General features: G+C 56.0%; 21 protein-coding genes. 9 read left to right on the top strand and 12 right to left on the bottom strand.

Annotation, left to right across the window (positions count from 1 at the left end):
- Positions 1-392: 392 nt before the first annotated feature.
- Entirely contained in the window at positions 393-1,388 is a 996-nt protein-coding gene (locus NHH03_RS18970) for a glucoamylase family protein (RefSeq protein ID WP_253158570.1), read from the bottom strand.
- Between the two features lie 621 nt (positions 1,389-2,009).
- Here NHH03_RS18970 and NHH03_RS18965 point away from each other — a divergent pair.
- Together NHH03_RS18965 and mdoH are read left to right on the top strand one after the other, a co-directional pair.
- Entirely contained in the window at positions 2,010-2,279 is a 270-nt protein-coding gene (locus NHH03_RS18965) for a hypothetical protein (RefSeq protein WP_253158569.1), read from the top strand.
- Positions 2,280-2,567: 288 nt separating this feature from the next.
- Positions 2,568-4,535 carry a glucans biosynthesis glucosyltransferase MdoH gene (gene mdoH, locus NHH03_RS18960; protein ID WP_253158568.1) on the top strand — a complete coding sequence of 656 codons (1,968 nt, stop codon included), beginning with the start codon at positions 2,568-2,570 and terminating at the stop codon, positions 4,533-4,535.
- Positions 4,536-4,572: 37 nt separating this feature from the next.
- On the opposite strand, the gene NHH03_RS18955 is transcribed toward mdoH, so the two are convergent.
- Entirely contained in the window at positions 4,573-4,902 is a 330-nt protein-coding gene (locus NHH03_RS18955; protein ID WP_253158567.1) for a cupin domain-containing protein, read from the bottom strand.
- A gap of 221 nt (positions 4,903-5,123) precedes the next feature.
- On the opposite strand from NHH03_RS18955, the gene NHH03_RS18950 reads away from it, so the two are divergent.
- Positions 5,124-5,843: a PIN domain-containing protein gene (locus tag NHH03_RS18950; protein WP_253158566.1), complete on the top strand. Its 720-nt coding sequence runs from the start codon at positions 5,124-5,126 to the stop codon at positions 5,841-5,843.
- A gap of 26 nt (positions 5,844-5,869) precedes the next feature.
- Here NHH03_RS18950 and NHH03_RS18945 read toward each other — a convergent pair whose 3' ends face one another.
- The 4 genes from NHH03_RS18945 to ychF all read right to left on the bottom strand — a co-directional run bounded on the left by NHH03_RS18945 (position 5,870) and on the right by ychF (position 8,821).
- Positions 5,870-6,550 (bottom strand): hypothetical protein, encoded by a 681-nt coding sequence (locus tag NHH03_RS18945; RefSeq protein WP_253158565.1) that lies wholly within the window; start codon positions 6,548-6,550, stop codon positions 5,870-5,872.
- Between the two features lie 131 nt (positions 6,551-6,681).
- Positions 6,682-7,035, bottom strand: a complete 354-nt coding sequence (locus NHH03_RS18940) for an amidohydrolase (protein WP_253158564.1) — start codon at positions 7,033-7,035, stop codon at positions 6,682-6,684.
- A 1-nt stretch (position 7,036) separates the two neighbouring features.
- Positions 7,037-7,678: a hypothetical protein gene (locus NHH03_RS18935; protein ID WP_253158563.1), complete on the bottom strand. Its 642-nt coding sequence runs from the start codon at positions 7,676-7,678 to the stop codon at positions 7,037-7,039.
- Between the two features lie 51 nt (positions 7,679-7,729).
- Positions 7,730-8,821, bottom strand: a complete 1,092-nt coding sequence (gene ychF, locus NHH03_RS18930; RefSeq protein ID WP_253158571.1) for a redox-regulated ATPase YchF — start codon at positions 8,819-8,821, stop codon at positions 7,730-7,732.
- A gap of 387 nt (positions 8,822-9,208) precedes the next feature.
- Here ychF and NHH03_RS18925 point away from each other — a divergent pair, with 387 nt between their 5' ends.
- Together NHH03_RS18925 and lpxK are read left to right on the top strand one after the other, a co-directional pair.
- On the top strand, positions 9,209-9,931 hold the full coding sequence (locus tag NHH03_RS18925) for a hypothetical protein (RefSeq protein WP_253158562.1): 723 nt from the start codon (positions 9,209-9,211) through the stop codon (positions 9,929-9,931).
- A 206-nt stretch (positions 9,932-10,137) separates the two neighbouring features.
- Positions 10,138-11,169, top strand: coding sequence for a tetraacyldisaccharide 4'-kinase (gene lpxK / locus NHH03_RS18920; protein WP_253158561.1), 1,032 nt, complete (start codon positions 10,138-10,140; stop codon positions 11,167-11,169).
- Between the two features lie 4 nt (positions 11,170-11,173).
- Here the strand turns inward: lpxK and NHH03_RS18915 are convergent, their stop codons facing one another.
- Positions 11,174-11,590: an Rrf2 family transcriptional regulator gene (locus NHH03_RS18915; protein ID WP_253158560.1), complete on the bottom strand. Its 417-nt coding sequence runs from the start codon at positions 11,588-11,590 to the stop codon at positions 11,174-11,176.
- Positions 11,591-11,731: 141 nt separating this feature from the next.
- On the opposite strand from NHH03_RS18915, the gene NHH03_RS18910 reads away from it, so the two are divergent.
- Positions 11,732-13,045 (top strand): hypothetical protein, encoded by a 1,314-nt coding sequence (locus NHH03_RS18910; RefSeq protein WP_253158559.1) that lies wholly within the window; start codon positions 11,732-11,734, stop codon positions 13,043-13,045.
- A 108-nt stretch (positions 13,046-13,153) separates the two neighbouring features.
- Here the strand turns inward: NHH03_RS18910 and NHH03_RS18905 are convergent, their stop codons facing one another.
- Both NHH03_RS18905 and NHH03_RS18900 read right to left on the bottom strand, forming a co-directional pair.
- Positions 13,154-13,429, bottom strand: coding sequence for a hypothetical protein (locus tag NHH03_RS18905; protein ID WP_253158558.1), 276 nt, complete (start codon positions 13,427-13,429; stop codon positions 13,154-13,156).
- Between the two features lie 89 nt (positions 13,430-13,518).
- A complete protein-coding gene (locus NHH03_RS18900; RefSeq protein ID WP_253158557.1) occupies positions 13,519-14,184 on the bottom strand; it encodes a class I SAM-dependent methyltransferase in 666 nt (221 codons plus the stop codon).
- Between the two features lie 236 nt (positions 14,185-14,420).
- Between NHH03_RS18900 and NHH03_RS18895 the strand changes: the two genes are divergently transcribed.
- Complete coding sequence (locus tag NHH03_RS18895) at positions 14,421-16,610, top strand: sulfatase-like hydrolase/transferase (RefSeq protein WP_253158556.1); 2,190 nt, start codon at positions 14,421-14,423, stop codon at positions 16,608-16,610.
- Here the strand turns inward: NHH03_RS18895 and NHH03_RS18890 are convergent.
- Complete coding sequence (locus tag NHH03_RS18890; RefSeq protein ID WP_253158555.1) at positions 16,604-16,822, bottom strand: DUF3565 domain-containing protein; 219 nt, start codon at positions 16,820-16,822, stop codon at positions 16,604-16,606. The genes NHH03_RS18895 and NHH03_RS18890 overlap by 7 nt on opposite strands.
- A 63-nt stretch (positions 16,823-16,885) precedes the next feature.
- Complete coding sequence (locus tag NHH03_RS18885) at positions 16,886-17,641, bottom strand: (Fe-S)-binding protein (RefSeq protein ID WP_253158554.1); 756 nt, start codon at positions 17,639-17,641, stop codon at positions 16,886-16,888.
- A gap of 251 nt (positions 17,642-17,892) precedes the next feature.
- On the opposite strand from NHH03_RS18885, the gene NHH03_RS18880 reads away from it, so the two are divergent.
- Positions 17,893-19,269, top strand: a complete 1,377-nt coding sequence (locus NHH03_RS18880; RefSeq protein ID WP_253158553.1) for an aminotransferase class I/II-fold pyridoxal phosphate-dependent enzyme — start codon at positions 17,893-17,895, stop codon at positions 19,267-19,269.
- Between the two features lie 41 nt (positions 19,270-19,310).
- Here the strand turns inward: NHH03_RS18880 and NHH03_RS18875 are convergent, their stop codons facing one another.
- Positions 19,311-21,341: a hypothetical protein gene (locus NHH03_RS18875; protein WP_253158552.1), complete on the bottom strand. Its 2,031-nt coding sequence runs from the start codon at positions 21,339-21,341 to the stop codon at positions 19,311-19,313.
- A 154-nt stretch (positions 21,342-21,495) separates the two neighbouring features.
- Between NHH03_RS18875 and NHH03_RS18870 the strand changes: the two genes are divergently transcribed.
- Positions 21,496-22,197 carry a hypothetical protein gene (locus NHH03_RS18870; RefSeq protein ID WP_253158551.1) on the top strand — a complete coding sequence of 234 codons (702 nt, stop codon included), beginning with the start codon at positions 21,496-21,498 and terminating at the stop codon, positions 22,195-22,197.
- The last annotated feature ends 56 nt before the right edge of the window (positions 22,198-22,253 follow it).

Below are 22,253 nucleotides of genomic sequence, written 5' to 3'. Positions count from 1 at the left end.
ACTCTCCCGCAAGGAAGTCGTGCAGCTTGGCGTGCCACCCATTGGGAGAGTCGCATGCACTCAATCGCATCTCTACGCCAACGGCGTTCAATAGCTTAGCCCGGGGTCACTGTCGAACCTGCTGGAGGCAGGTTCGGCAGGAACCCCGGGTAAACTGACCCTAGGCTAGGTGTGTCTAGCGCCGTGGGCGTAACGAGACTGCAACCAGAGAGTCCAAATCTTCGCCACATGGTTTTCCACGGTTGTGTGAGGTGGCCTGGGCGATGGGGGCTCATCTCCTTCAGTATCCGGCGTCTGACGCCGCCGGCAGTCATTTTGTCGCTCGCTGGACTTAAGAAAGCGCTGGCTCCAAAACTCGCGCATCGGGTTAAGAAAAACCATAGCGTTTACGGTCATGACAACGCGAAGATGTCGTGGGGTTCGCGGGGCTGGAATCCAACTCGCTTGATAGCACGCTGGGCGATTGGGTGCTGCATGAATGCTTGCCAGACACTGCCGCGAAGTGCATTTTCGGCCATTAGCAGGCTGATCCCGGTGTCAATGCCGATCACATCGGGACCGATCCATCCGGAAGCCGGATTGAATGCGTTGGTGAATCCGAACGGTCCCCAAATTTGGTCGCCGTAGTTTTCTTGTTGGTAGAGCAATGTGTTGATGGCCTGATCTGGAACGATCGCCAACGCCCCTGCCGCTGCGCTAGGAACAATTGTGCCGTCGATTCCTCGCTCCGGTTCGCTGACATGGTCACGATACGGCCCTCCCCAATCACGATATCCACTCTCACTGTCGCTGCTGGTGATTCCCCACAGCTTCTCGCTGTAGTGTCCGAATCGTTTTGGATAGCGTTTGGCCAATCTCTGTAAAAACTCGCTGTGGGCCTGATGGGCCGTAACGGCGTTTTGCCAGGCATCAAAATCGCCCGGTAAATACCACGATCGGAAATCAAAAAAGGCGTGCGAGTATTGATGCACAAAAAGAGGTGGATAGGTGACAAAGGGGACACCGTTGTGGTGCAACACGTCTCGACGCTCCCAGGCGTACCAACAGTCCGGTGGGATGGCGTGGTGGCGCGATCCGATTGCGATCAACACCATCACCATCAGCTCGCTGTAGCGGTCCCAACGGCTAGGTAAAAACTCCGTCTCGGGTTTCCAGCCCATTGAAAGCGTGTCACCGCCGGCGAGCATCCATTGCCAATCAATGCGGTTTAAAAACTTCTCAGCCAGTTCCGCCATCTCCCCACCGAACTCGGTTGCGGCAACCATCGCACCGCAGGCTGCTAGGGCGGTGTCGATTGACGAGACCTCGCAAGCAAACATCCGCTTACCGCTACGGACATCCACAAAGTGGTACAGAAATCCGCGTTGGTGCTCCACTAAGTACAGCATTGAATGCAGTAGTCGTTCACACGCCCGCTGGCTTGGTCCGCGCTGGAGCCACTGGTTTCGACCAGCCATTGCATAGCTTGCCAATGCAAATCCGCAGGCGGCACTGCTGCACGCACGGTACCTATCCGGTCCCCCTCGGTCGGCCTGCAAGGAGGGTTTTGCGTCGAACGGGGCCCGATCGGGGATCAAGCCGGTGACCGGATCCGCAGCGACGCAAAAAAAGTTCAGGCAACGTCTGCACAGTGTTTCCAGAAACTCAAGCTCGCGTGAATTGAACATTTTCCGGGCAACCTGCTTTCGAATTGAACGTTGTTGGACGCCTGCGCACCAGCGTCCGAATCAGCCGTTGGCGACGAATGGGGGTGTCTGTGAAAATCATCATCAGAAACAAACACTCTTTACGGCGGATTCCGAACCAACGTCTGCAATATTCTTGCCAGTTCGTAGCCACTAGGCATTTGGTGGACAGATGATGCGTCGACATTGTGGCGATGAACTCTATGGTTGCATGCGGATGGCACGCCACGTGCCTCTGTCCTCTCGCAGGAAAACATCTCGTCGATGTTCGTTTGGTCTCTTATCAGACATTTCTCGTCACCTTAACCACACGAAATCAAGCTCATGATGATGCAAAGCGTTACCGAAAACCGTCCCACGATGGGCAAATCGGACATCCATTCGACAACACAAGACTTTGCGAAAGCGCCACCTCGGAGTGCCCCGCCGATCGTACCAGTGACCATGGGAGCCCCCATGCGGTTGCGGTTGGTTGGCCCACTGCGTTCGGACTGGTATGCCAGTTTGTTCACTGGATGGACCGAAACGTTTGCCGCTGTCGCCAATGGTCTGTGGCGCAGCACCTATGCGGCACAGCGTGGTCCCCGCGAGTGAATCCGATATGACAGTTGTGCGCAGCCGGACGTGATACATGAATTATCGGCGGCGTGAGTCGCCGGTCGATTGAGGGGATTTTGCCTCTAACCGGGAGCGTTGGCAGATGGTCACACGCAGCGATGCTTCCATGTTTCGCGCTCCCAGGCTTTTGGGGCCATCCGCTTCATTATCCGGCGATTTACGTCTGACTGGTTCCACGCGCCGTGCGCTGAAAACGCCCGCCTGGAATCGTTGAAATTTGCTTTTCATCTGATCCCCTACGCTCCATTTCACTAAAATATTCTGATGCGAACTGAACGAGCCTTTGTCGCTGCGTTTACTCTGTTACTGACGTTTTCGGCGCTCTTGCTGTACCACTGTGTCATGCAAGCCGACGGCGAAATCACGGTGATGGAATGGATTGCCGCTTCTTTCTACGCCGTTCTTGCAGCCTGGCTTTCGTTTTCACTCAGCTTGGCAACACTGGGCTTCGCTGTCCTGTTGCGCGATCGAATTGCTCGCTGGCGAACCAAGCGTTTGGTCAACTCGCGCCCCCTGGACGCGTCCAAGCGAACCGCCGTTCTGATTCCGATTTACAACGAATCTCCGACGAACGTTTTTGCCGGGGCGGAAGCCATGTACCGATCCTTGGCGGCGACCGGTCAGGCATCGCTGTTTGATTTTTTTGTACTCAGTGACACGACCGATGTTCCAACCTGGCTAGCCGAAGAAGCTTTTTGGGAACGTTTGGCCAATCAGATCAGCGATGAATTCCCCGACAGCCAATGTCGCGTGCACTATCGTCATCGCGGAAAAAATGTGGCGCGAAAGGCGGGGAACATTGCCGAATTTTGCACCAAGTGGGGCTCACACTACGACTACATGATCATCTTGGATGCCGACAGCTTGGTGGAAGGCGACACGATGGTCGAAATGGTTCGTCGAATGGATGCCGACGATCGCTTGGGCATCTATCAGGTCCCACCGGTTCCGATCGGACGCCAATCGCTGTTTGCCCGGATTCAACAATTCTCGAGTGACGTTTACGGCCCGATTTTTAACGCCGGGTTTTCGCGATTCGCCGGCAGCGATGCCAACTATTTTGGACACAACGCGATCCTTCGTGTCGAACCCTTTATCCGCCACTGCGATCTACCGCATCTGGGCGGCGCGGCTCCGTTGGGCGGCGAGATTCTCAGTCATGACTTTGTCGAAGCGGCGTTGATGTTGCGAGCCGGATACAAAGTCGAAATCGCTGACCACCTAGGCGGCAGCTACGAAGAGTGCCCGACGACGATCGCAGACTTTGCCAAACGGGATCAACGTTGGTGCCAAGGCAATTTGCAACACGCCCGTCTAATCGCTTCGGAAGGATTTCATCCGTTCAGCCGTCTGCACTTTTTGACGGGGGTGCTCAGCTACTGTTCATCTCCGCTGTGGATGCTGTTCTTAGCCGGAACGTTGTTGACGGCCATCGGTGCGGAAACCAACGTGAAAGACTGGCCGGCCTACGGATTGATTTTGTTCGCCGCGACCATGTTTGCGTTGTTGTTGCCCAAAATCATGGCAGTGATCATTAGCATGATGGGACCGCAGCGAGCAAAACGCCGCGGCGGAGTTGTGTTCACCCTGTTGAGTGCGATCGTGGAAACCGTCGCATCGGTGCTGATCTCGCCCGTGATGGCACTGCATCACACGCGATTCGTGCTTTCCAATTTGGCGGGATTCAATGTCCGTTGGACAGCACAACAGCGGGATGACTGCGGCGTTTCCTGGCGACAAGCCGCTGCCGATAATTGGCCGGCAACACGTCTGGCGCTGTTCGTGACATTGGCCCTGTATGCCGTAGCACCGCAACTATTGATCTGGTTTTCGCCCATCCTTTTGGGACTTTGGCTGGCCATTCCCGTCGCGGTGTTGATGGGCAGCAGCCGTGTCGGACTTGCATTGGCACGGTGGAATCTGCTGTCGACTCAGTTCGAAACCCAGCCCCCCGCGATCAAACGCCTGTGTGACGAAGTCTTGGATACGATTCAACAAGATCGAGAATTGGCCAACCAACTGTCACCCAGTTTCGAAACCGCGCTGCGAGATCCGCAGTGGATCGAGCGTCACGCGCGCCTGTTGTTTGAAACGGAAACCTCGGTGCCGGCCGACGAGAAAGCCAAACGGGCGGCGCAAGCGATCAAAGTATTTGGGTCGATCGACGACATTCCGCCTTCGGTACAGTTTCAAATGTTAGCCGACCGCGATCTCGTTTTGTCGCTGCAATAGTTCGACTCGGCATCCGACCATCGCGGTCCTCGCGGACTCAGTTTGGCAAGCAGATCGTGACCAGAACAGAACTGTCCTGGTGAGCCTGCAGCGCGTGGGGTTCGCCGGCAGCAAGAAACAGCATGTCGCCGGCAGCAAGCGCATGCGTCTGCCCCATGGTTGTGAAATCAATTTGCCCTTCCAAACACTGAACGGTGATTTCGCCGGGCGCCTTGTGCTCGGCGATCGTCTTTCCAGCTGGCATCACCAACCGCAGGACTTCGATTCGGTCGGTTTTGAACAGGGCGCGTGTTTTGGTATCCGAAAGTGCCTCGCCCAATGGCCGGACATCGATCACTTCGCCGGGTTTTGCATGGTGAATTGACATGCTGCCTTTCTCGATAAAATTGAAACCGATCACATTGGAGCTGTGAATCGGCAAAGGTCCGCGACGCGTGGATTGCGTCAAACGAATGCAAATGTAATGGATTAGCGAGGCGCTTGTTTTGAAGCCAGCGCGATCCAAGCGTTTGAACTCAAATTCCGCAGAATCGCTAGGATTGGCACCCTCTGGCAGGCCGGCTGGGGATTGTATCGATGCTGGTTAAAATGAATCGGACACGCCCCTTGTACAAACACAGACTGTCGCAGGGAAAAGTCGACACCCATCTCACGCGCTTTCGAGTGACACAGGCTGACGTGAAGAACAACTATTTGCTGATCGATCTGGAGAACATCCAGCCGGAAGATTTGAGGGAATTGAAGCCCCATGGATACAAGGTGCTTGTGTTTGTGGGAAAGAATCAGCCCACGATCAAAACAGATTTCGCGGTCTCGATGCAAGATTTGGGCGGCGATGCTCAATACATTCAAGTCAGCGGCAGCGGCAAAGATGCATTGGATTTCCACATCGCATTCTATATCGGTCGGCTGTCTCAGCAGTTTCCGGAAAGTCGATTTCGAATCCTCAGCAAGGACAAAGGTTTTGATCCGCTGATCGATCACCTGAAACAGACCGGAATCAATACCCGACGACTGGAGTCGATCAAACAGATCACCAGGTTTTCGGCGACTGCACCGCTCGCCGAACAGATGCATTGGATCAACGTGTTTCTGCGATCACTCGGTCGAGCCAGGCCAAAGTCCCGATCGGCATTGCAGAACATGCTCTGCTCACGATTTCATGAGGCATTCACCGCGGAGAAAGCAGAGCAATTCGTTGACCAAATGTTGCGCCGCAAGATCATCGCCGTCGATGAGACTGATGCAGTGCAGTACTTGGATGCCGGAAGGAACTCCGATAGCGATCAACTGCGTCTGTTTTCTTGATTCAGCTTGCACGCGACGTTGGCATGCTAGGTCAACACCCCATCAGCCCACAGGCTGGGGTCTTCGGTGACAGGGTACTCTGGGCCGACACCCAAGGTTTGCCAACCGAGTTCGCGATCGATCACCGCGTAGTAAAATGCGATCCGTGATTGCTCGACGGGATCAAACCCGGTCAACGCAGACGCTGGGATGATTCCACCAATCTCATAGCCGTCGTGGCGTGGAAAGGCTTTGATGCTCAACGCGTCAGCGGCAATCGTCTTGGGATTTCCGCGGGCCCGGTTGATTTCAATCAGGGACGACACCGGGCGTTCACGTTGCGGTCCACCACCGGCCGGCATGAACAAGAACCGATGGCAATACTGCGTTGCGCGGTGAATGTTCGGACTGCAGCGGGTGTCGATCCACAAATGAAATCCATCGCTTTCGTCTAACCGGGTCTCACGACACCAAGGCAATTGCCGCTTGCCGTTGACCAACACTTGCAACCCGATGCCCTGTTCGGACCACCCGATCCGCACGTCGGCAAATACACTGCGGCCTCCCAAGGCGCCAAAGGAGGGCAAGCGACAGGTTTCCGGTAACTTCAGACCTTTGGACGTCCATTCCAATTCCGCACGTTTGATTTCGACTTCGAAACGAAACAAAAACGTCGGATCGATCAACTGCGACGGTTTGGTTTTGGGGTTAGCCAGGGGACGTGCCATGGGATGAAGGGGGAACAGGCAGCGGTTTGAAGATGCGCCAGGTTGCACCTGGCCTACTGGGCGCCAGGTTGCACCTAGCCTACTGGGCGCCAGGTTGCACCTGGCCTACTGGGCGCCAGGTTGCACCTGGCCTACTGGAGGGTGGTGGTGATGGCGTTGAGGGCGAGGCGAAGTGACTTGGCGGCCATTACAAAATTGGTGTGGCCGCTGACCTCGGGTTGAATCTCTTCGTACAGCTCGGTGGCTTTGCGCAACTTTGAAAGTTTTTTCTTGGCCAGCTTGACGTACACCCTCGGGTCATCCACGGCATCGAGCGGGCCGACGGCCAGAATGAAATCGTAGATGTCACGCACCACACTCCGCAGTTCTTCGTCATCTTCGGCTTCGTCGGCGTGCTTCAAAAAAGTCCGCACCATCCACAGATGTGCGACTTGTTGGTCAATGGCGACCATCAAGTCGCGCGAATCGGTCGCGTCGTCACTCATCTCAGCTGGTTTCTGTTACAGGCTCGCTGGCATCAGCGACATCCGAGGCGGTCGCTGAACTTTCGACCGATTGCGAGACGTCGGCGGCTGGTTTGGCCGGCGCGGCATGACCGTGCGGCGTGTTCATTGCCACCAAGACGACTCCCACCACCGTCAGCACCATTCCGACCCACAGCATCGGGCTGATCTCCAGCGGCCCATGCCCGCGCAATTTGATGATCGACACGATCGCCGTCACCGACACCGCACCGCCGAAAACGATTGGCATCACCAGCAGGGCGTTGCCGCGACTGGTCATCATGGCAGTGGTCAAACACAGCGCTCCGAATGCACCAAGACTGCCGGCAAGGAAGCCCCATTTGACGGTCAGGAAGTGTGTCATGCCATCGACTTCGGGCACGGGTTTGAAAAAGTCGAAGCTGTCGCCTTTGACTTTCATCATTGCCAAACCGCCGGCCACCGCGATCACCAGGTAGGCGATGCCGATGAACACGTAGGGCTTAAACGGGGACCAGCCATCTGGCGGCAGCAGGGGTCTGCCACCGACACGGGGTGCTTGAGCATTTCCGATGGTCGGACCGTAACAGCCCCAAAACAGGGCTGTACCGAGAGCGAAAAGAATAGGAATCAACATCTTGTTCATGAAATCCTCTGCGGACGTGCGCTGCACGCGACCGAATGGCGATGGGCGAAATTAAATTTTGTGAAGGAAGTGACAGATATCACCGTCTTTGACGACATACTCTTTTCCCTCCACCCGTAGTTTACCGGCTTGGCGAATCTCTTTTTCGCTGCCATACGCTTCCAGGTCCTCCAGATTGTAGACCTCGCAGCGAATGAAGCCTTTTTCAAAGTCGCTATGGATCACGCCGGCAGCCTGCGGTGCGGTGGCTCCGGCCGGAATCGTCCACGCTCGGACCTCTTGCTCACCGGCAGTGAAATAACTTTCCAAGCCCAACGTGTTGTAGGCCGCTTTGGCAATTGTGCTCAGTGCGGGGGCGTCCAAACCAACATCGGCTAGCATTTCGGCCCGATCGTCTTCATCGAGGTCGGCGAGTTCCGATTCCAGCTTGGCACTGACACAGACCACGTTGGCGCCGGCCGCATCGGCATAGGCCCGGACTTTATCGACCAGGGGATCCTTGCCCTCCAAATCCGACTCGTCGACGTTGGCGACGTACAGGATCGGTTTGGCCGTCATCAACCCAAAGCTGTGAATCGATTTGGCTTCCGCTTCGCTCAGCTTCAACGTTCTCAGCGGTTGTTCCGATTCCAGGTGCGCGTTGCACTTTTCAATGGCCGTCACGCGGATCTTTGCTTCTTTGTCGCCACCGCGCGCCGAACGCTGCGCCTTGGACATCGCGTTTTCTAACGTTTGCAAATCAGCCAAAACCAACTCGGTCTCAATGGTGTCGATATCGGCGATCGGATCGACGTTTCCAGACACGTGGATCACATCGGGGTCTTCGAAACAGCGAACGACTTGGACGATCGCATCGACCTGTCGAATATGGCTTAGGAACTTGTTCCCCAGCCCTTCGCCGTCACTGGCTCCTTTGACGATCCCGGCAATGTCGACCAGTTTGAGCGCAGCGGGAATGATCTTTTTCGGAACGATGTATTTCGTGATCCGCTGCAACCGATCATCAGGCACATTGACGATCCCTTCGTTGGGTTCGATCGTGCAGAACGGATAATTTTCGCTTTGGGCGGAGTGCGAACAGGTCAACGCGTTAAATAGCGTGCTCTTGCCGACATTTGGCAACCCGACAATCCCGGCTTCCATGATTTCGTCTAAACAAAGTGCGGTGTGTGTGAAGCGGCAAAGCGTATCATCCGCTCCCCGGTTTTCGTAGGCCACAATCCAGGCGCCGGTGGCATGGCCGGCACGGGGGAGGACCGCAACGGCGGTTGAGGACGATTCGGCCCGCACCTGGAAAAGTCCAGCTAGTCGACATAAGTGGCCGGCCGGCAAGGTTTTGGGGCAGACGACTGGAAATCGCCTGATGCCGCCAGGACGCCTTTGCCGAAGAAGCTGACACGCATGATGCGGATCCAGCTTCACGGACGAAATCCGGCCCCCGATTGAGGGTGCCGGCCACTCGTCCGGACTCAGTGAAAACCGTACGAGTGGGATTGCTCCCGTTTCTACTCGTTCTCCCCAGGTTTTCTCGTGCGACCTCTCACTCTCGGAGCCCTCATTCTCGGCGGCGGGACGCTGCTCGCGCTGCCGTTTCGACGCCCTGCGAATCCAGATGCCTCCGATGGGAACCGGGCCGGTGCTGTCGTTGAAACCGACTTTCGCAACAACGATTCTTTGGAGATGCTGGTTCGCGAAGTCACCGAGGATGTCAAAGCACCGGTGGTCTACCATCCCCACACCGACTACTCGCCGGCGGAGAAATTCCCAGCGACCCGGCGGATGCCGCTGACCTACGAAGATCTGGCAGTGCCGGTCGATCGCGATCCGTTCTACGAAAAACGATTCAGTGCCACCGCCGACGTTGCGGCACGTGATTCGGCACAACAGCAACCCGAACAGATCGCAGCACTGGCGCGAGCTTTCGCTGAAGCGGAATTCGTGGATGGAACAAACGGCGCCTCCCCCAGCAGCGGACCACTTCTGGGCACCACACAGCTCGGCAGCGGTACCCCGGCATTCAATTCGGTCCCCGTGGGCGACCCGATCCGTCAACCAACCGGCCAACCACTTTCGACCGGTGCGCAATTCGCTAGCGCTGCATCCTCGGGTGGGGCCAATCCGGACAGCCGAAAATCGAAACAGTCTGATCCTGGCCAAACAAAAAGCATCCTGGAAGCGCTGCCCGCGCCGGATCCGTCTGGCAATCCAGCCTCGCCGGCGGCAGAGCGACATTGGATTCGCCAACCCGATTGATCGCCCCGCCCGATTGGTCGACCCGCCCGATTGGTCGACCCGCCCGACTGGTCGACCAGGCGCGCGGATGCGAATGATCGTTGATCGGACAGCCACTTTCCTGAATGCACCACTGCATTCATACTGGCTGCTTCCCGCTGACCGACCGGCACGGCGCTCACGATCCTCGCATTTCCGTTGATGACACGTTGGATTATCGATCAATCATGAGCGGCCGTCGCAAAGACCCCGTCGCCATGTTGATGCGCTGCGGATTGTCAATCGCCAGTCTGCCCTACGGCGCCGCGGTGGCACTGCGAAACCGACGCTTCGATCAGGGGAAAAATCCTGCAATCGACTGTGACGCTGTGGTGATCAGCGTCGGTAACCTGACCACCGGCGGAACCGGCAAGACACCGATTGTTGCCCGACTGGCAAAATGGTTTCGTGAGCACGGAATCCGAGTCGCCATCGTCAGCCGTGGTTACGGCCGCGGTGATGCCGACCAAAACGATGAAGCCGCGGAACTGCATCAACGCTTGCCCGATGTACCGCATGTTCAAGACGCCGATCGCGTCAATGCGGCGCGGATTGCGGTGGAAGAACTTGAGTCGCAGCTGATCCTGATGGACGATGGATTCCAACATCGACGTCTGGCGCGACAATTGGACCTGGTGCTGATCGACATGACCTGTCCGTTCGGATTCGGTCACCTGTTGCCACGGGGCCTGTTACGCGAACCCGTCTCCAGCCTACGGCGAGCCGATGCCGTCGTTTTGACCCGCTGTGACCAAGTCGACCCGGCGCAGATCGATGACGTCACCACGGCCATCCAATCGGCGCATCCCGGCATCGTGATCGTTCACTGCAACCATCGGCCCAGCGGATTGCTACGACACCCGCACGAAATCGTCGACGTCGACGAACTGCGAGGAAAACGGGTGGCGTTGGTCTGTGGCATCGGTAACCCCGATGCGTTTCGCCGCACCGTGCAGGACGTCGGTGCAACCGTGGTTGCGATCAAATCGCTGGCCGATCATGCGATTTACGACCGTGAAACGATGAACGCGATTCGGGAATGGATCGGCGGTTGCGATCCGGTCGATGTAATCGTCTGCACGCAAAAGGATCTGGTCAAATTGCAAACCGATCGGATCGCCGGAAAGCCCTTGGTCGCGTTGACCATTGATGCCGAGATTTCGGATTTTGATCGCTTGCTGCCGATGTTGCAGCAAGCCGCTGATGAATCCAGAAAGTAACCGGCTATTCACACAGTGGCGTGATCGGGCTGGTCGATTCCACCAAGTCTTTGATCGTCACCCCGGCAAAGGCTGCCTCGGTCGCCGCATATGCCTTGTCGAGTTCGGCATGCAACGGGCAGAGTTTGTGGTGCGACTTCAATCCCAGTGGGCAGTCGCGAATTCGCTGGATCGGCGCGACCGTATTGACCACGTCTAGAATCGTCACTTTGTCTGTCGACTGACACAATTCATAGCCACCGCCCGGCCCGGGCCGCGAACGGACCAAGCCGGCTGCCGCCAAATCTTGCAGGACACGCGTCAGATAGCGCCGCGGAACCTTGGTTTGCTCTGCCAGCGAATCCGCCGATACCGAATGGTCCGGCTGGCTACCCAGACAGGCCACCGCGCGGAGGGCATACTCGGCAGTCTTGGAAAGCATGAATGTCAGCCACTTTTGAATGAATCAACAAATCTGCACCTTGACATGCAGATATGAAATCTATACGATTGAGTGCACGTTAAAACTTTAGCAGAACGATGGCTTTTCGTCACGTCTGAAAAAACAGGGAGCGACACACCGATGCGTTTTACCGCCGTGATTCGTTGGCCGACCCCGATGTTGCTGCTGCTGGTTCTCTGCTCGATCGCCGCGGCCCAGCCGGGCAATTTCGAACGGCCTCCGATCGACTACTACAACACCCCGGTTCACGATCCGATCGCAAAACTTGCCGAGCGTGTCGAGGCCGGTGAAGCGGACCTGTCTTACGACCCACAATTCGGCTATTTGAAATCGGTGTTGGACGCGCTGGACGTCCCCCAGAGTTCGCAGACGCTGGTGTTTTCAAAAACCAGTTTGCAACTGAACCGGATCTCGCCCCACCGGCCGCGGGCGTTGTATTTTAACGACGATGTTTACGTCGGTTACTGCCAAGACGGTGACGTGTTGGAATTTGCGGCAACCGATGCCAAGCAAGGCGCCATGTTTTACACGCTCAGCCAAGACCAGCAGCGCAAACCTGAATTCATACGTGATCGCGGCAATTGTTTGTCCTGCCACGCCTCCAGCCGGACTCAGAATGTTCCCGGTTATTTAGTGCGCAGTGTGTTCGCCGACGCTTCGGGCCGCCCCAAGCTTGGCAGCGGCACTTTCCTGACCGACCAAACCAGTCCTTTCAAAGACCGCTGGGGAGGCTGGTATGTGACCGGACAACACGGTTCGATGCGACACATGGGCAATACGATTTGCACCGGCGACGAGTTCACGTTTGATCGGGACCTGGGCGCGAACAAACAGAGCCTGGAGGACTACATTCGCACCGATGCCTACTTGCAACCCGGTAGCGACATCGTGGCATTGATGGTGTTGGAACATCAGACTCAGATGCACAATGCAATCGCAGCGGCTAACTATGAAACCCGTGAAGCCTTGCATCAGTCGTTCCAGATGAACGAACTGTTGGAACGCCCCGAAGGCCACATCAGTGACAGTGCTCGGCGGCGGATCACAGCCGTTGCCGACAGCGTGTTGGAACACTTGCTGATGTGTGACGAGTTCCGACTGACCGATCCGGTGACCGGATCCTCTGAATTTGCGGCTGACTTTGCGGCCAATGGAATTGCCGACTCCCGTGGCCGCTCGCTTCGCGATTTGGATTTAAAAACGCGATTGTTCAAATACCCCTGCAGCTATCTGATCCATTCGCCCGCCTTTGCTGCGATGCCAGACCCGGTCCGCGAGCAAGTGATCACCAGGTTGGTCGCCATTTTAGAGGGCCGCGACACATCTGATCGCTACGCCCACCTGACACCAAAACTTCGCCGCGAAATCGTCGAGATTCTGAAAGCAACCCAGCCTGAATTCCGTAGCGCAGTCGGCCAACAAGAACGAAGTTAACGCGACAGCAGATGTTTGAACGAAGCCGTGAACGTCATTGCGCTTTGCTGTGCTGCTATCGTGGTGAAATCGTTTTTAACAGTCGAAAACGATTGCAAGCGCCGCAGCCTAGCTGGGCACATACTCGACGACGTGTCCGATTTTCACGACGAACGGAAACGAGCGGTGTTGCTGAAACAGCCCGCCGACCACGACGCCCTCTGGATGCTCCATCAATTTGACGATGTTGAAGTAGGGAACGTGATAGGTGATGCCGTCTTCGTCTGACTTGACGGTGAAATATTGGTCTTCCACCGCAATCAACTCGGCTTCATCGATCCGATAGGCACGGTTCGCATTGATACCGATCTTGGAATTCAAATGCGACAGCAGTAGATCTTTCATAGCCCAGTGTTTGATCAGCAAAGGAGAATAGCGCAGGATGCGCGAAGTCGAGCGCAACGATTCGCATCCAACATGACGATCACTCGCTGTCAATGGTTTGTTGCCAAGACCACGGAAACGGGCATAGTCCAAATGCTCATTCGGTTTTCACGCTCAATTTCAAAGCCGGCGGATTTCATGGCAGCGACGGCATCGATCGGTCGACAGTCGACGATGTGGGGGAAATGCCGATGCGACCATTGATAGGTCTTCTCTAACAGACTCTCCTTTTCCCCTTCGGCAACGGTCGCCATTGAAACACTGGCCAATCGGCCGGAAGGTTTCAACACACGTTGCAATTGCTGCAAGACGCGGTGGATGTCTTCGTCACGAAATAACTCCAGCGTAAAACTCATGAATGCGGCGTCGAACCAATCGTTCGGCCAATCCAGTGCGACCGCATCCCCGACCTTGGCATCGATGCGGTCAGCCAATCCGGCCTGCTGCACTTTTTTTAATGTCACCTCACGCATTCCGGGCGATACATCCAGCCCACACACATGACCTTTCGGGCCGACTTGGTGCGCGAACGCAATCAGGCTGTTTCCGGTTCCGTAGCCGATTTCAAGAACGCGTTCACCGGGCTGAATCGCCAACAGCGTTTCGCCGGCCTGTCGCGCGACGTGTTCATTTGCATCGGCGATCGAATCGTACGCGTGACTGATACGATCGTAGAAACCTTGATTGGTTTGGTGCGCGGCTTGTGTTTGACTCATCTATCATTGCTCCTGTGTTGCCATTGGATCGCCAGCGATTGTATCGGAGTTTATCGCCGCTGCGGTGTACGTAACGTTCCGGGGGAGCATTCCGTCAGATCGGTCACACTATTTTGCACCGCCCAGGGACTCGCTGCCCCCGACGGATTCGATCGAAGTTAAACTGTTGGCGAAACCGGTTTGAGTCGTCTTTGCGATTCGTGACTTCCCCCCGCAGTTCTTTCCCAATGTCTGCCATGAAAACGTGCTTTCCACTTGCCCTTCTGGTGCTGCTGACTTGCGGCCGAGTCCAGGCCGAAAAGCAACCAAACATCGTGTTTTTCTTTGCCGATGACCAAACCACCAGCACCCTCGGTTGTTACGGCAACCCGGTGGTGCAAACGCCCAACATCGATGCGTTGGCGGCCCGGGGCACACGATTCGAGAACGCGTTTGTCAGCCATTCGATTTGTTGGGTCAGTCGCACGACGATCCTGACCGGGTTGACCGGTCGCAGTTTTGGAACGTCGGCAAACCCCGATACGGCCCGACCCGATGCGGTCGAAACCTTGTATTCCGACCTGCTACGAAACAGCGGGTATCGCACCGGGTACTACGGCAAATGGCATGCAAAGATGCCCAAGGAATTCCGCCGCGAAGACCATTTTGACGAATTTGAAGCGATCGGACGCAACCCGTATTACAAAAAACAAGCCGATGGGAGCCTGCGTCACGAAACGGAATTGATCGTTGACCGCGGCATTGAATTCATAAAGTCACAACCACAGGACAAGCCATTCGCGTTGAATCTATGGTTCAATGCCTGTCACGCCGAAGACAGTGACCGGCGGCCAGGCATCGGCCATTTCCCTTGGCCACAAGCGGTCGACGGAATGTATGACGATATCGACATCGCGCCGCCGCGGTTGAATGATCCCGCGATCTTTGACGCATTGCCGGACTATTTGAAAACAACCATCAATCGTGAACGCTTTTTTTGGCGTTGGAACACTGACAAGAAATACCAGACCAACATCCGTTCCTACTACCGAATGGTCAGTGGGATCGATGGAGCAATCGGTCGATTCATGCAGGCGTTGGAAGCGGCCGGTTTGGCGGACAACACAATCATCGTGTATTCGGCCGACAACGGCTATCACATGGGCAACCGAGGTTTGGCGGGGAAGTGGTCACATTTCGAAGAATCACTTCGTGTTCCGTTGATCGTTTACGATCCCCGTGTTCCCGAAGCTCAGCAAGGCAAGGTTACCGATGCGATCGCGTTGAACTTGGATTTGCCCGCCACATTTTTGAATTGGGCCGGCGCCGAGATCCCGCAGCGATACCAAGGCCGCAGTTTGCAGCCGATTGTTGACGACAGCGTTCCGGCCGACTGGCGTAGCGAGTCGTTCCACGAACACTTTGCGGTACGAAACCGAATCCCCGCTTTCGAAGGTCTGCGAAACGATCACTTTAAATACGTCTGCTACTTCGACGAAGACAACTCGGAATTTTTGCATGATTTGAAAAGCGATCCCGACGAACTGGTCAATTTGGCTGGCGATCCCAAATATGCCCAGCAGCTGCAAGCGATGCGCAAACGCACTGCCGAGCGGGTCGCGCAGTTGGGTGGCCCACTGGACCCATTAAGCGGCAGTTTCAATGCCTCGACGGCGCCACACCCCGAAGCTTCTGCGTTGGTTTCCAACCCGGCGGGCAGCGATGGGTTTGTGCGTTTGATCAATGGCAAAAATCTGAATGGATGGTCGGGAGATTCGCAGTACTGGTCCATCAAAGACGGCGCGTTGACTGGCGTCACCGATGGTTCGCTAAAAATGAATCGATTCATCACTTGGAAAGGATCGACGATCCGCAATTTTGATTTGCGTGCCAAAATCAAGGTTTCAGCGGGTGGAAATAGCGGGCTGCAATATCGTGGAACCTCGCGTCCCGATCTGGGGTTGGATGTTGTGACCGGTTACCAGTGTGACGTCGTCGCCGACAATCCGAATTACAACGGCATGCTGTACGAAGAAAAAGGCCGACGGATCCTTTCGCACACCGGCGAGAAAGTGGTCATCGATACCAAGGGACAGCCTTGGGTGGTTGGCAAAATGCCGGTGCAATCTTTTGAACCCGGCCAATGGCATGACTACCGGGTGTTGGTTCGTGGCAACCACCACCAGCATTGGATCGATGGCCAAATGACGGCCGATCTGATCGACTTGGATGAAAACGGGCGTTCTCTCGAAGGCGTGCTGGCCGTTCAAGTTCACGTCGGGCCGAAAATGGAGATCCAGTACAAAGATTTCCGCATCAAGCACTTGTCCGATGATCTGCCGCTGACAACAGCAGACCAAGTTCAGATTCCCAACGATGCCGTGGGTATCCGCCCACAAGGCAAACTGCCCAAGGATTGGAAACCACCGGTCTACGGCGATCAGTGAGTTTCGACGTCAAAGTCCACCGCCTCGCCGTCGTCACATTTGACGCAGTTCAGTAGCACTCCCAACCGTGACCGCCGGCCCGCTTCGGTGATCACCCAGGGACGACTGATCCAGGGCGGATCGTGGCGGACGTGCTGACAATGCCCACAAGCCAATTGAGCCACCCAGTGGTTGTCCTGGTCGGTGTGGAATCCGATGATCGGTTGGTCCATTTTGTGCGGCCAGAGTTTTGCCGCACCGCTGATTTCACCGTGCGGGCAAGCGAGAATCGGGCGTCACGCGCAGCCCAGTGGGCGTCCCGCCAGGATTTGCGCCACGTGCATGACTTCGATTGGATTTTTTTCCCGGCGAATCAGTCCCTGCAAATGCATCAAACAGCTCATGTCGGCTGACGCCAGCACTTCGCTTTTTTTGTCGCAGTGATCGGCGATTCGAGCCCGCCCCATTTCCGCTGACACGTCGGCTTCGTTGACGGCAAACGTGCCGCCAAATCCACAACAATCATCGGGACGATCGGGTTCCACCCACTCGATTCCCTCCACCAATTCCAACAGCTTACGAACTTTGTTTTCCCGCGGTGTCATCGACTCGCTCGATTGCCCCAATCGCAACTCTCGCAACCCGTGGCAGCTTTGATGCAGCGAGACGCGATGCGGGAAATGCACGTCGAGATGCTGGACTTGGACCACATCATGCAAGTACTCGCACAACTCATAGGTCTTTGTGCTGACGTGCTGAAACGCTGGGTCGTCGGGGGCAAAATAGTCCGCGTAGTGATTGCGAACCATCGAGACACAGGATCCCGAGGGACAAACGATCGCGTCGTAGTCGGCAAAGAGGGCCACAGTTCGTCGAGCAATCGGTGCGGTGTCGTCTTGGCAGCCCGTGTTGGCCATCGGCTGGCCACAGCAGGTCTGCCCCTCGGGATAAACCACATCCACGCCCAATCGTTCGAGCAATTCAAGCGATGCGATTGCGACGTCGGGATACAGTTGATCAACGTAACAGGGAACAAACAGGGCGACGGACATCAAGAATCGGGTGCAGGGGGGGAGGACAAGTGTTGGGCGACCATTTCAATTCATGTCGGATCAGTATAGTAGCGGAAACGAGTCGAAATTCAGCCCTTCCCCCCAATTCACGGCCACTGAGTGCACTTCAGGGGGCGGTTTGCCATCTTCTTTGCGTTCCTGACGGCGAACCCCTGGGATCCGACGCGTTTCTGTTCGACAATAGAGTGTGAATATCCGTTTTTTCTCCGCCGACACAATGGTTTGGCAATATGAGTGACACCGCCAGCATCAACGATTCGCAACAACCCGATGAAGTCCCTACGGATGCCGCCAATGCCGCGTCGGCTCAAACCGGCCAGGCCGCCGCGTTGGTCGGTCAAGGAGATTTCGCAGCTGGCCAAGACGACTCGCCAAATATTGACGCCCCCGCGATCGATCCGCTGACGACCGATCCGGTTCCCGCACCCTTCGAAGTCAAATTCGCTGCCCGCGTCGATCGACTGCCGCCCTACATGTTCGGTCGGATCAATAACTCCCTATATCAAAAACGACGCGCCGGTGACGACGTGATCGATTTAGGGATGGGAAATCCGTCGGATCCGCCCGATCCCGTCGTGATCCAAAAACTGCAAGACGCAGCGGCCGATCCCGGCAATCATGGCTACAGCAAATCCAACGGGATTGTGAATTTGCGGCGTGAAGTCGCCAGTAAATACAATCGCAAGTATGGCGTGCGACTGGACCCGGAAACGGAGATCATTTCTTGTTTGGGAAGCAAGGAAGGATTTTCGCACATGTGTTTGGCCCTGATGGGCCCCGGTGACACCGCGATGATCCCGTCGCCGTATTTCCCCGTGCACATGTATGGTGTGATTTTGGCGTCCGGAAACGTGGTCGCGTTGGACGTTGCGGATCCTGACAAATTCCTGCGCAATGTCGCATACACCTGCGAAAATTTGACGCCGACACCCAAAGTCCTGATCGTCAACTATCCGCACAATCCCAGTTCTGCAGTGATCGAGCCGGACTTCTTCGTCGAAGTCGTTCGGCTGGCAAAGAAGTACGGCTTCCTAGTGATTCACGACTTTGCCTACGCCGACGTCGCCTTCGACGGCTACCAGCCACCGAGCTTTTTAACCGCTCCAGGTGCCAAGGACGTGGGGGTGGAGTTCACGACGATGAGCAAGGGATACAACATGGCCGGCTGGCGCGTGGGATTCTGCGCTGGCAACGCCGACATGGTTCGCGGCTTGGGCACCATCAAAGGCTATTACGACTACGGCATGTTCCAAGCCATTCAGATTGCGGCCATCGTGGCCTTGCGCGAAACCGAAGCCAACGTGGAAAAACAGTCCGAGATCTATCAAGGTCGGCGCGACGTGCTGGTCAACGGTCTACGACGCTTGGGATGGAAAATGGAATCGCCCAAAGCCGGGATGTTTGTCTGGGCGGAAGTCCCCGAACCCTGGCGCAGTTCGATGAGCACGATGGATTTTGCGATGAAGTTGCTCGAAGAAGGCAACGTAGCGGTCAGTCCGGGCAGCGGATTTGGCGCTGCCGGGGAAGGATTCTTGCGAATGTCTTTGGTCGAAAACGAACATCGACTCCGACAAGCCGTCCGTCAAATCGCAAAGTGCCTGTCCTAATCGTGATGTACCTGTCCTAATCGGACAGCAGAGTTGATCGTCTACTGGTTCTGATTCAGCGAACTGACCCACAGGATGCGTGTTGAGGTTTGCTGTTTCAGATCGTTGATTTGCGGTATCAGTTCCAGTGCGGCCGCATACCGGTGTTGGCGGATGAGGGGCTGGCACAGCCATTGCCGAATCCCGTCGCGGTCCGACTGGTCCGCCTCTGGCAGATACTGCCAGAGCGCTTTCATCAACAGCGCATCTGCCACTTGTTGGGCGCGCGGATCGCCAACACGATTTCTGAGCCACTGGATCGCGTCACCGGCATCGGAGGGTGCCGGTAACCAGCCGATGTTGCCATCGGGTTTGCCGTTGCGACCGCGATCAGGCGGCAAGCAATCAAACATCACCCGAATCGACCACGCCAAATCGATTGAAGCTGCTTGCTGTGCAACTTCCGCCCGTTGCCGCGTCTCGCCTTGGGCAACAGCGATCCGCTCGATGCGTTTGTAAAACTTCAGTCGCTGTGAGGCTGATAATCCGGACGCAGAAATTCGTCGCAGCAGGGAACGAAAGCTGTCGGTTCGCTCAGTGACGTCCACGCCGCGAAACTGTTCGATCCGATCGTTCAACCAATCGATACGCTGGGTTTCACTGCCAAGCAAAAACAGCTGTGGACCTTGATCCTGTTGCCAATCAAACGACGGAAAATCGATCCGTTCTCGCAAGAGACCTTGCGCGGCGACAGTCAAACGCGATGGAACCTCTTGCCCTAACCGGCGCAATTCTTCGTTTAATTCCGCCAGCGTCGCCAGCCGTAGACCTGGGTCATGAACCTGCATTGCCAGATCACACAACCGATCCCTACTAGCCGGTGGCAACGGTTCCGCGTCCGAAAAGTGCACCGATAAATACTCTGTGATTTCAAAGACACATTGATCACGGACGTCACGCCGCCAATCGCGGCGTGATTGCGCGTCATCAGCCACGGGCAACACCAATAAATCGTTGTCTATTTCTAACTGGTCATATCCGCGTTCAAGCCAATCCAACACCACCGTCGGTCGAACTGAAAACGCCCGTTCGATCACCGATGGGAAAGTCCCATCAAAGGAACGCAACGGCAGCATGCAACTTTGCATTGTGCGGTCGACCAACAGGGCCATGTCAAATCGCGCCAGATCGCTCAGCGGATCAATGCCCGTTTGTCCCCGCCGAAGCGCCGGTAGGATGTATTGATCAAACCGCTCGACCCAGGTTTCGCGTTCGGCCGGCGGAATCTCTCGACGTAATAACATCGAAGCAGCATCCTGCGGCTCTGGCAGTTTGCTGACACATTCCCAAGCCGCATCGATGTATTGCTGGGCGGCAGCTTGGCCGCCGTCTGCTTGGGCAGCGGCTGATGCAAAATAGGTGTAGATCGGGACCGCATCCGATTCGGAAACATGCTTCCGAATCAGCTGACAAATCGGCTCGGGCGATGTCGCTGCATCGGGACCCAATTCGTAGATCGAACTAAAACGATATGAGCTATTTGGCGCCGGAATCGAATACGCTTGCTCCAGAAACGACAGACGCTGTGAAAGATCATTGGACTGACGCGCCAGAGTCTCAAGCGCAAGACGCCGCAGCGTTGCTGTCTGGATTTGATCCATCAATCGGACCGCTGATCGGTGATCCCGTGAGTTCCGAATCAGCTGTAGACGTGCCGAGTCCCCACGTCCCTCGCGCCCAGCAATTTCCAGTAGTTTCGGTTGCAACGCAGGGTAGTGTGTGATCGTCGACGCAAAGGAAACACTGGCGTCGGGCGAGATTTCATCCAATGTCCGGGCAACGAGTTGCCGCAGGCCGTCTCGCTCAAGTTGCGCCGGCGGCATTCCCAGGGTCAACCCATTCAACCAAGCGACTCGCTGTTGAAGATCGGCGGTTTGGCCGATCTGCTGGATCGCCAACGTCAACTGTTGATCGAGATCAATCAGCAGCTTCTCTGGTGTTGCCACCTTGTGATCTTGTGCCGATACCCGAGCACCTAAAAAAAACACCGCCGCGACACCGCAGGCCGCCATCAACCATCGCCAGCGAATCATGATCCCCCAGTCCGTTGACGGCTCTACAGCCCGATTGGCGTCGTGCGAACTCAAATCGTTGACCCCGCCTGAAGGGTGGCGTACAATCCCTTCTGTGGGCGATCTGTGAAATTCGTTCGTCCATTTGATTTTTAGTCGCTCAACAGGCGCTCTCATGATGATATTTCGTGATCAAAAGCTGGAATATCCGCTGCCGTGCAAAGTAGAGCCATCAATGGCGGAATTGTTTTCAGCTTCATTGTACGCAACGGATACCGACAGCGATGTTTGGGATTTTGCTGTCTCGATCGGCCGGTTGAAGGAGCTGGGGGCCAGCGAAACAGATCTGCGTTGGCTGGTCAAAAAAGGTTATGTCCAGCATGGCAGAGAGATCACACTTGAGGGCGACGATGGTCGCCAGTTTCGCCCCACCGGCAACTTAAATTTCTCGCATCATACCTGTTTTGTCATCTCATCCATTGGTCTTCAAATCGCTCGGTCGGTCGACCTGTCCTGTCCCAGTGAGATTTCATCCGTACGAGGTCGCCATCCCTTGGTGACCGAAGCGGCAGGACCGATGGGGCCGCACCATGATGGCCGACCGGATTGGAATTCCGAACTGCGAAAATTGTGGCTCAACGGCCAATTGATCAAACGATTCAAGTGGCCCGCGGTTAACCAAGAAGCGGTCTTGTGCGCGTTTCAAGAAGAGAATTGGCCGGAGCGGATTGATGATCCACTCACGCCTCAGCCCGAACAAGATCCCAAACGACGTCTAGCAGACACCATTAAATGTCTGAACCGAAAACAGTCACTACGCCTCGTGCATTTTCGAGGTGACGGAACCGGCGAAGGCGTGATTTGGGAACGTGTCTAAACACACAACCCGATGTGTGAGTATTGACGTTGCGTTTTTATGGTAACCCGACGCGT

Source organism: Stieleria tagensis (assembly GCF_024129865.1).
GTDB lineage: Bacteria > Planctomycetota > Planctomycetia > Pirellulales > Pirellulaceae > Stieleria > Stieleria tagensis.
This window is presented reverse-complemented; position numbering and strand designations above follow the sequence as displayed.

Bases quoted from the DNA above. Each gene is read 5' to 3' on its own strand.
- NHH03_RS18970 (WP_253158570.1), bottom strand. From the start codon at position 1,388: ATGCTGTACTTAGTGGAGCACCAACGCGGATTTCTGTACCACTTTGTG.
- NHH03_RS18965 (WP_253158569.1), top strand. From the start codon at position 2,010: ATGATGATGCAAAGCGTTACCGAAAACCGTCCCACGATGGGCAAATCG.
- mdoH (WP_253158568.1), top strand. From the start codon at position 2,568: ATGCGAACTGAACGAGCCTTTGTCGCTGCGTTTACTCTGTTACTGACG.
- NHH03_RS18955 (WP_253158567.1), bottom strand. From the start codon at position 4,902: ATGTCAATTCACCATGCAAAACCCGGCGAAGTGATCGATGTCCGGCCA.
- NHH03_RS18950 (WP_253158566.1), top strand. From the start codon at position 5,124: ATGAATCGGACACGCCCCTTGTACAAACACAGACTGTCGCAGGGAAAA.
- NHH03_RS18945 (WP_253158565.1), bottom strand. From the start codon at position 6,550: ATGGCACGTCCCCTGGCTAACCCCAAAACCAAACCGTCGCAGTTGATC.
- NHH03_RS18940 (WP_253158564.1), bottom strand. From the start codon at position 7,035: ATGAGTGACGACGCGACCGATTCGCGCGACTTGATGGTCGCCATTGAC.
- NHH03_RS18935 (WP_253158563.1), bottom strand. From the start codon at position 7,678: ATGAACAAGATGTTGATTCCTATTCTTTTCGCTCTCGGTACAGCCCTG.
- ychF (WP_253158571.1), bottom strand. From the start codon at position 8,821: ATGGAAGCCGGGATTGTCGGGTTGCCAAATGTCGGCAAGAGCACGCTA.
- lpxK (WP_253158561.1), top strand. From the start codon at position 10,138: ATGAGCGGCCGTCGCAAAGACCCCGTCGCCATGTTGATGCGCTGCGGA.
- NHH03_RS18915 (WP_253158560.1), bottom strand. From the start codon at position 11,590: ATGCTTTCCAAGACTGCCGAGTATGCCCTCCGCGCGGTGGCCTGTCTG.
- NHH03_RS18910 (WP_253158559.1), top strand. From the start codon at position 11,732: ATGCGTTTTACCGCCGTGATTCGTTGGCCGACCCCGATGTTGCTGCTG.
- NHH03_RS18905 (WP_253158558.1), bottom strand. From the start codon at position 13,429: ATGAAAGATCTACTGCTGTCGCATTTGAATTCCAAGATCGGTATCAAT.
- NHH03_RS18900 (WP_253158557.1), bottom strand. From the start codon at position 14,184: ATGAGTCAAACACAAGCCGCGCACCAAACCAATCAAGGTTTCTACGAT.
- NHH03_RS18895 (WP_253158556.1), top strand. From the start codon at position 14,421: ATGAAAACGTGCTTTCCACTTGCCCTTCTGGTGCTGCTGACTTGCGGC.
- NHH03_RS18890 (WP_253158555.1), bottom strand. From the start codon at position 16,822: ATGGACCAACCGATCATCGGATTCCACACCGACCAGGACAACCACTGG.
- NHH03_RS18885 (WP_253158554.1), bottom strand. From the start codon at position 17,641: ATGTCCGTCGCCCTGTTTGTTCCCTGTTACGTTGATCAACTGTATCCC.
- NHH03_RS18880 (WP_253158553.1), top strand. From the start codon at position 17,893: ATGAGTGACACCGCCAGCATCAACGATTCGCAACAACCCGATGAAGTC.
- NHH03_RS18875 (WP_253158552.1), bottom strand. From the start codon at position 21,341: ATGATTCGCTGGCGATGGTTGATGGCGGCCTGCGGTGTCGCGGCGGTG.
- NHH03_RS18870 (WP_253158551.1), top strand. From the start codon at position 21,496: ATGATGATATTTCGTGATCAAAAGCTGGAATATCCGCTGCCGTGCAAA.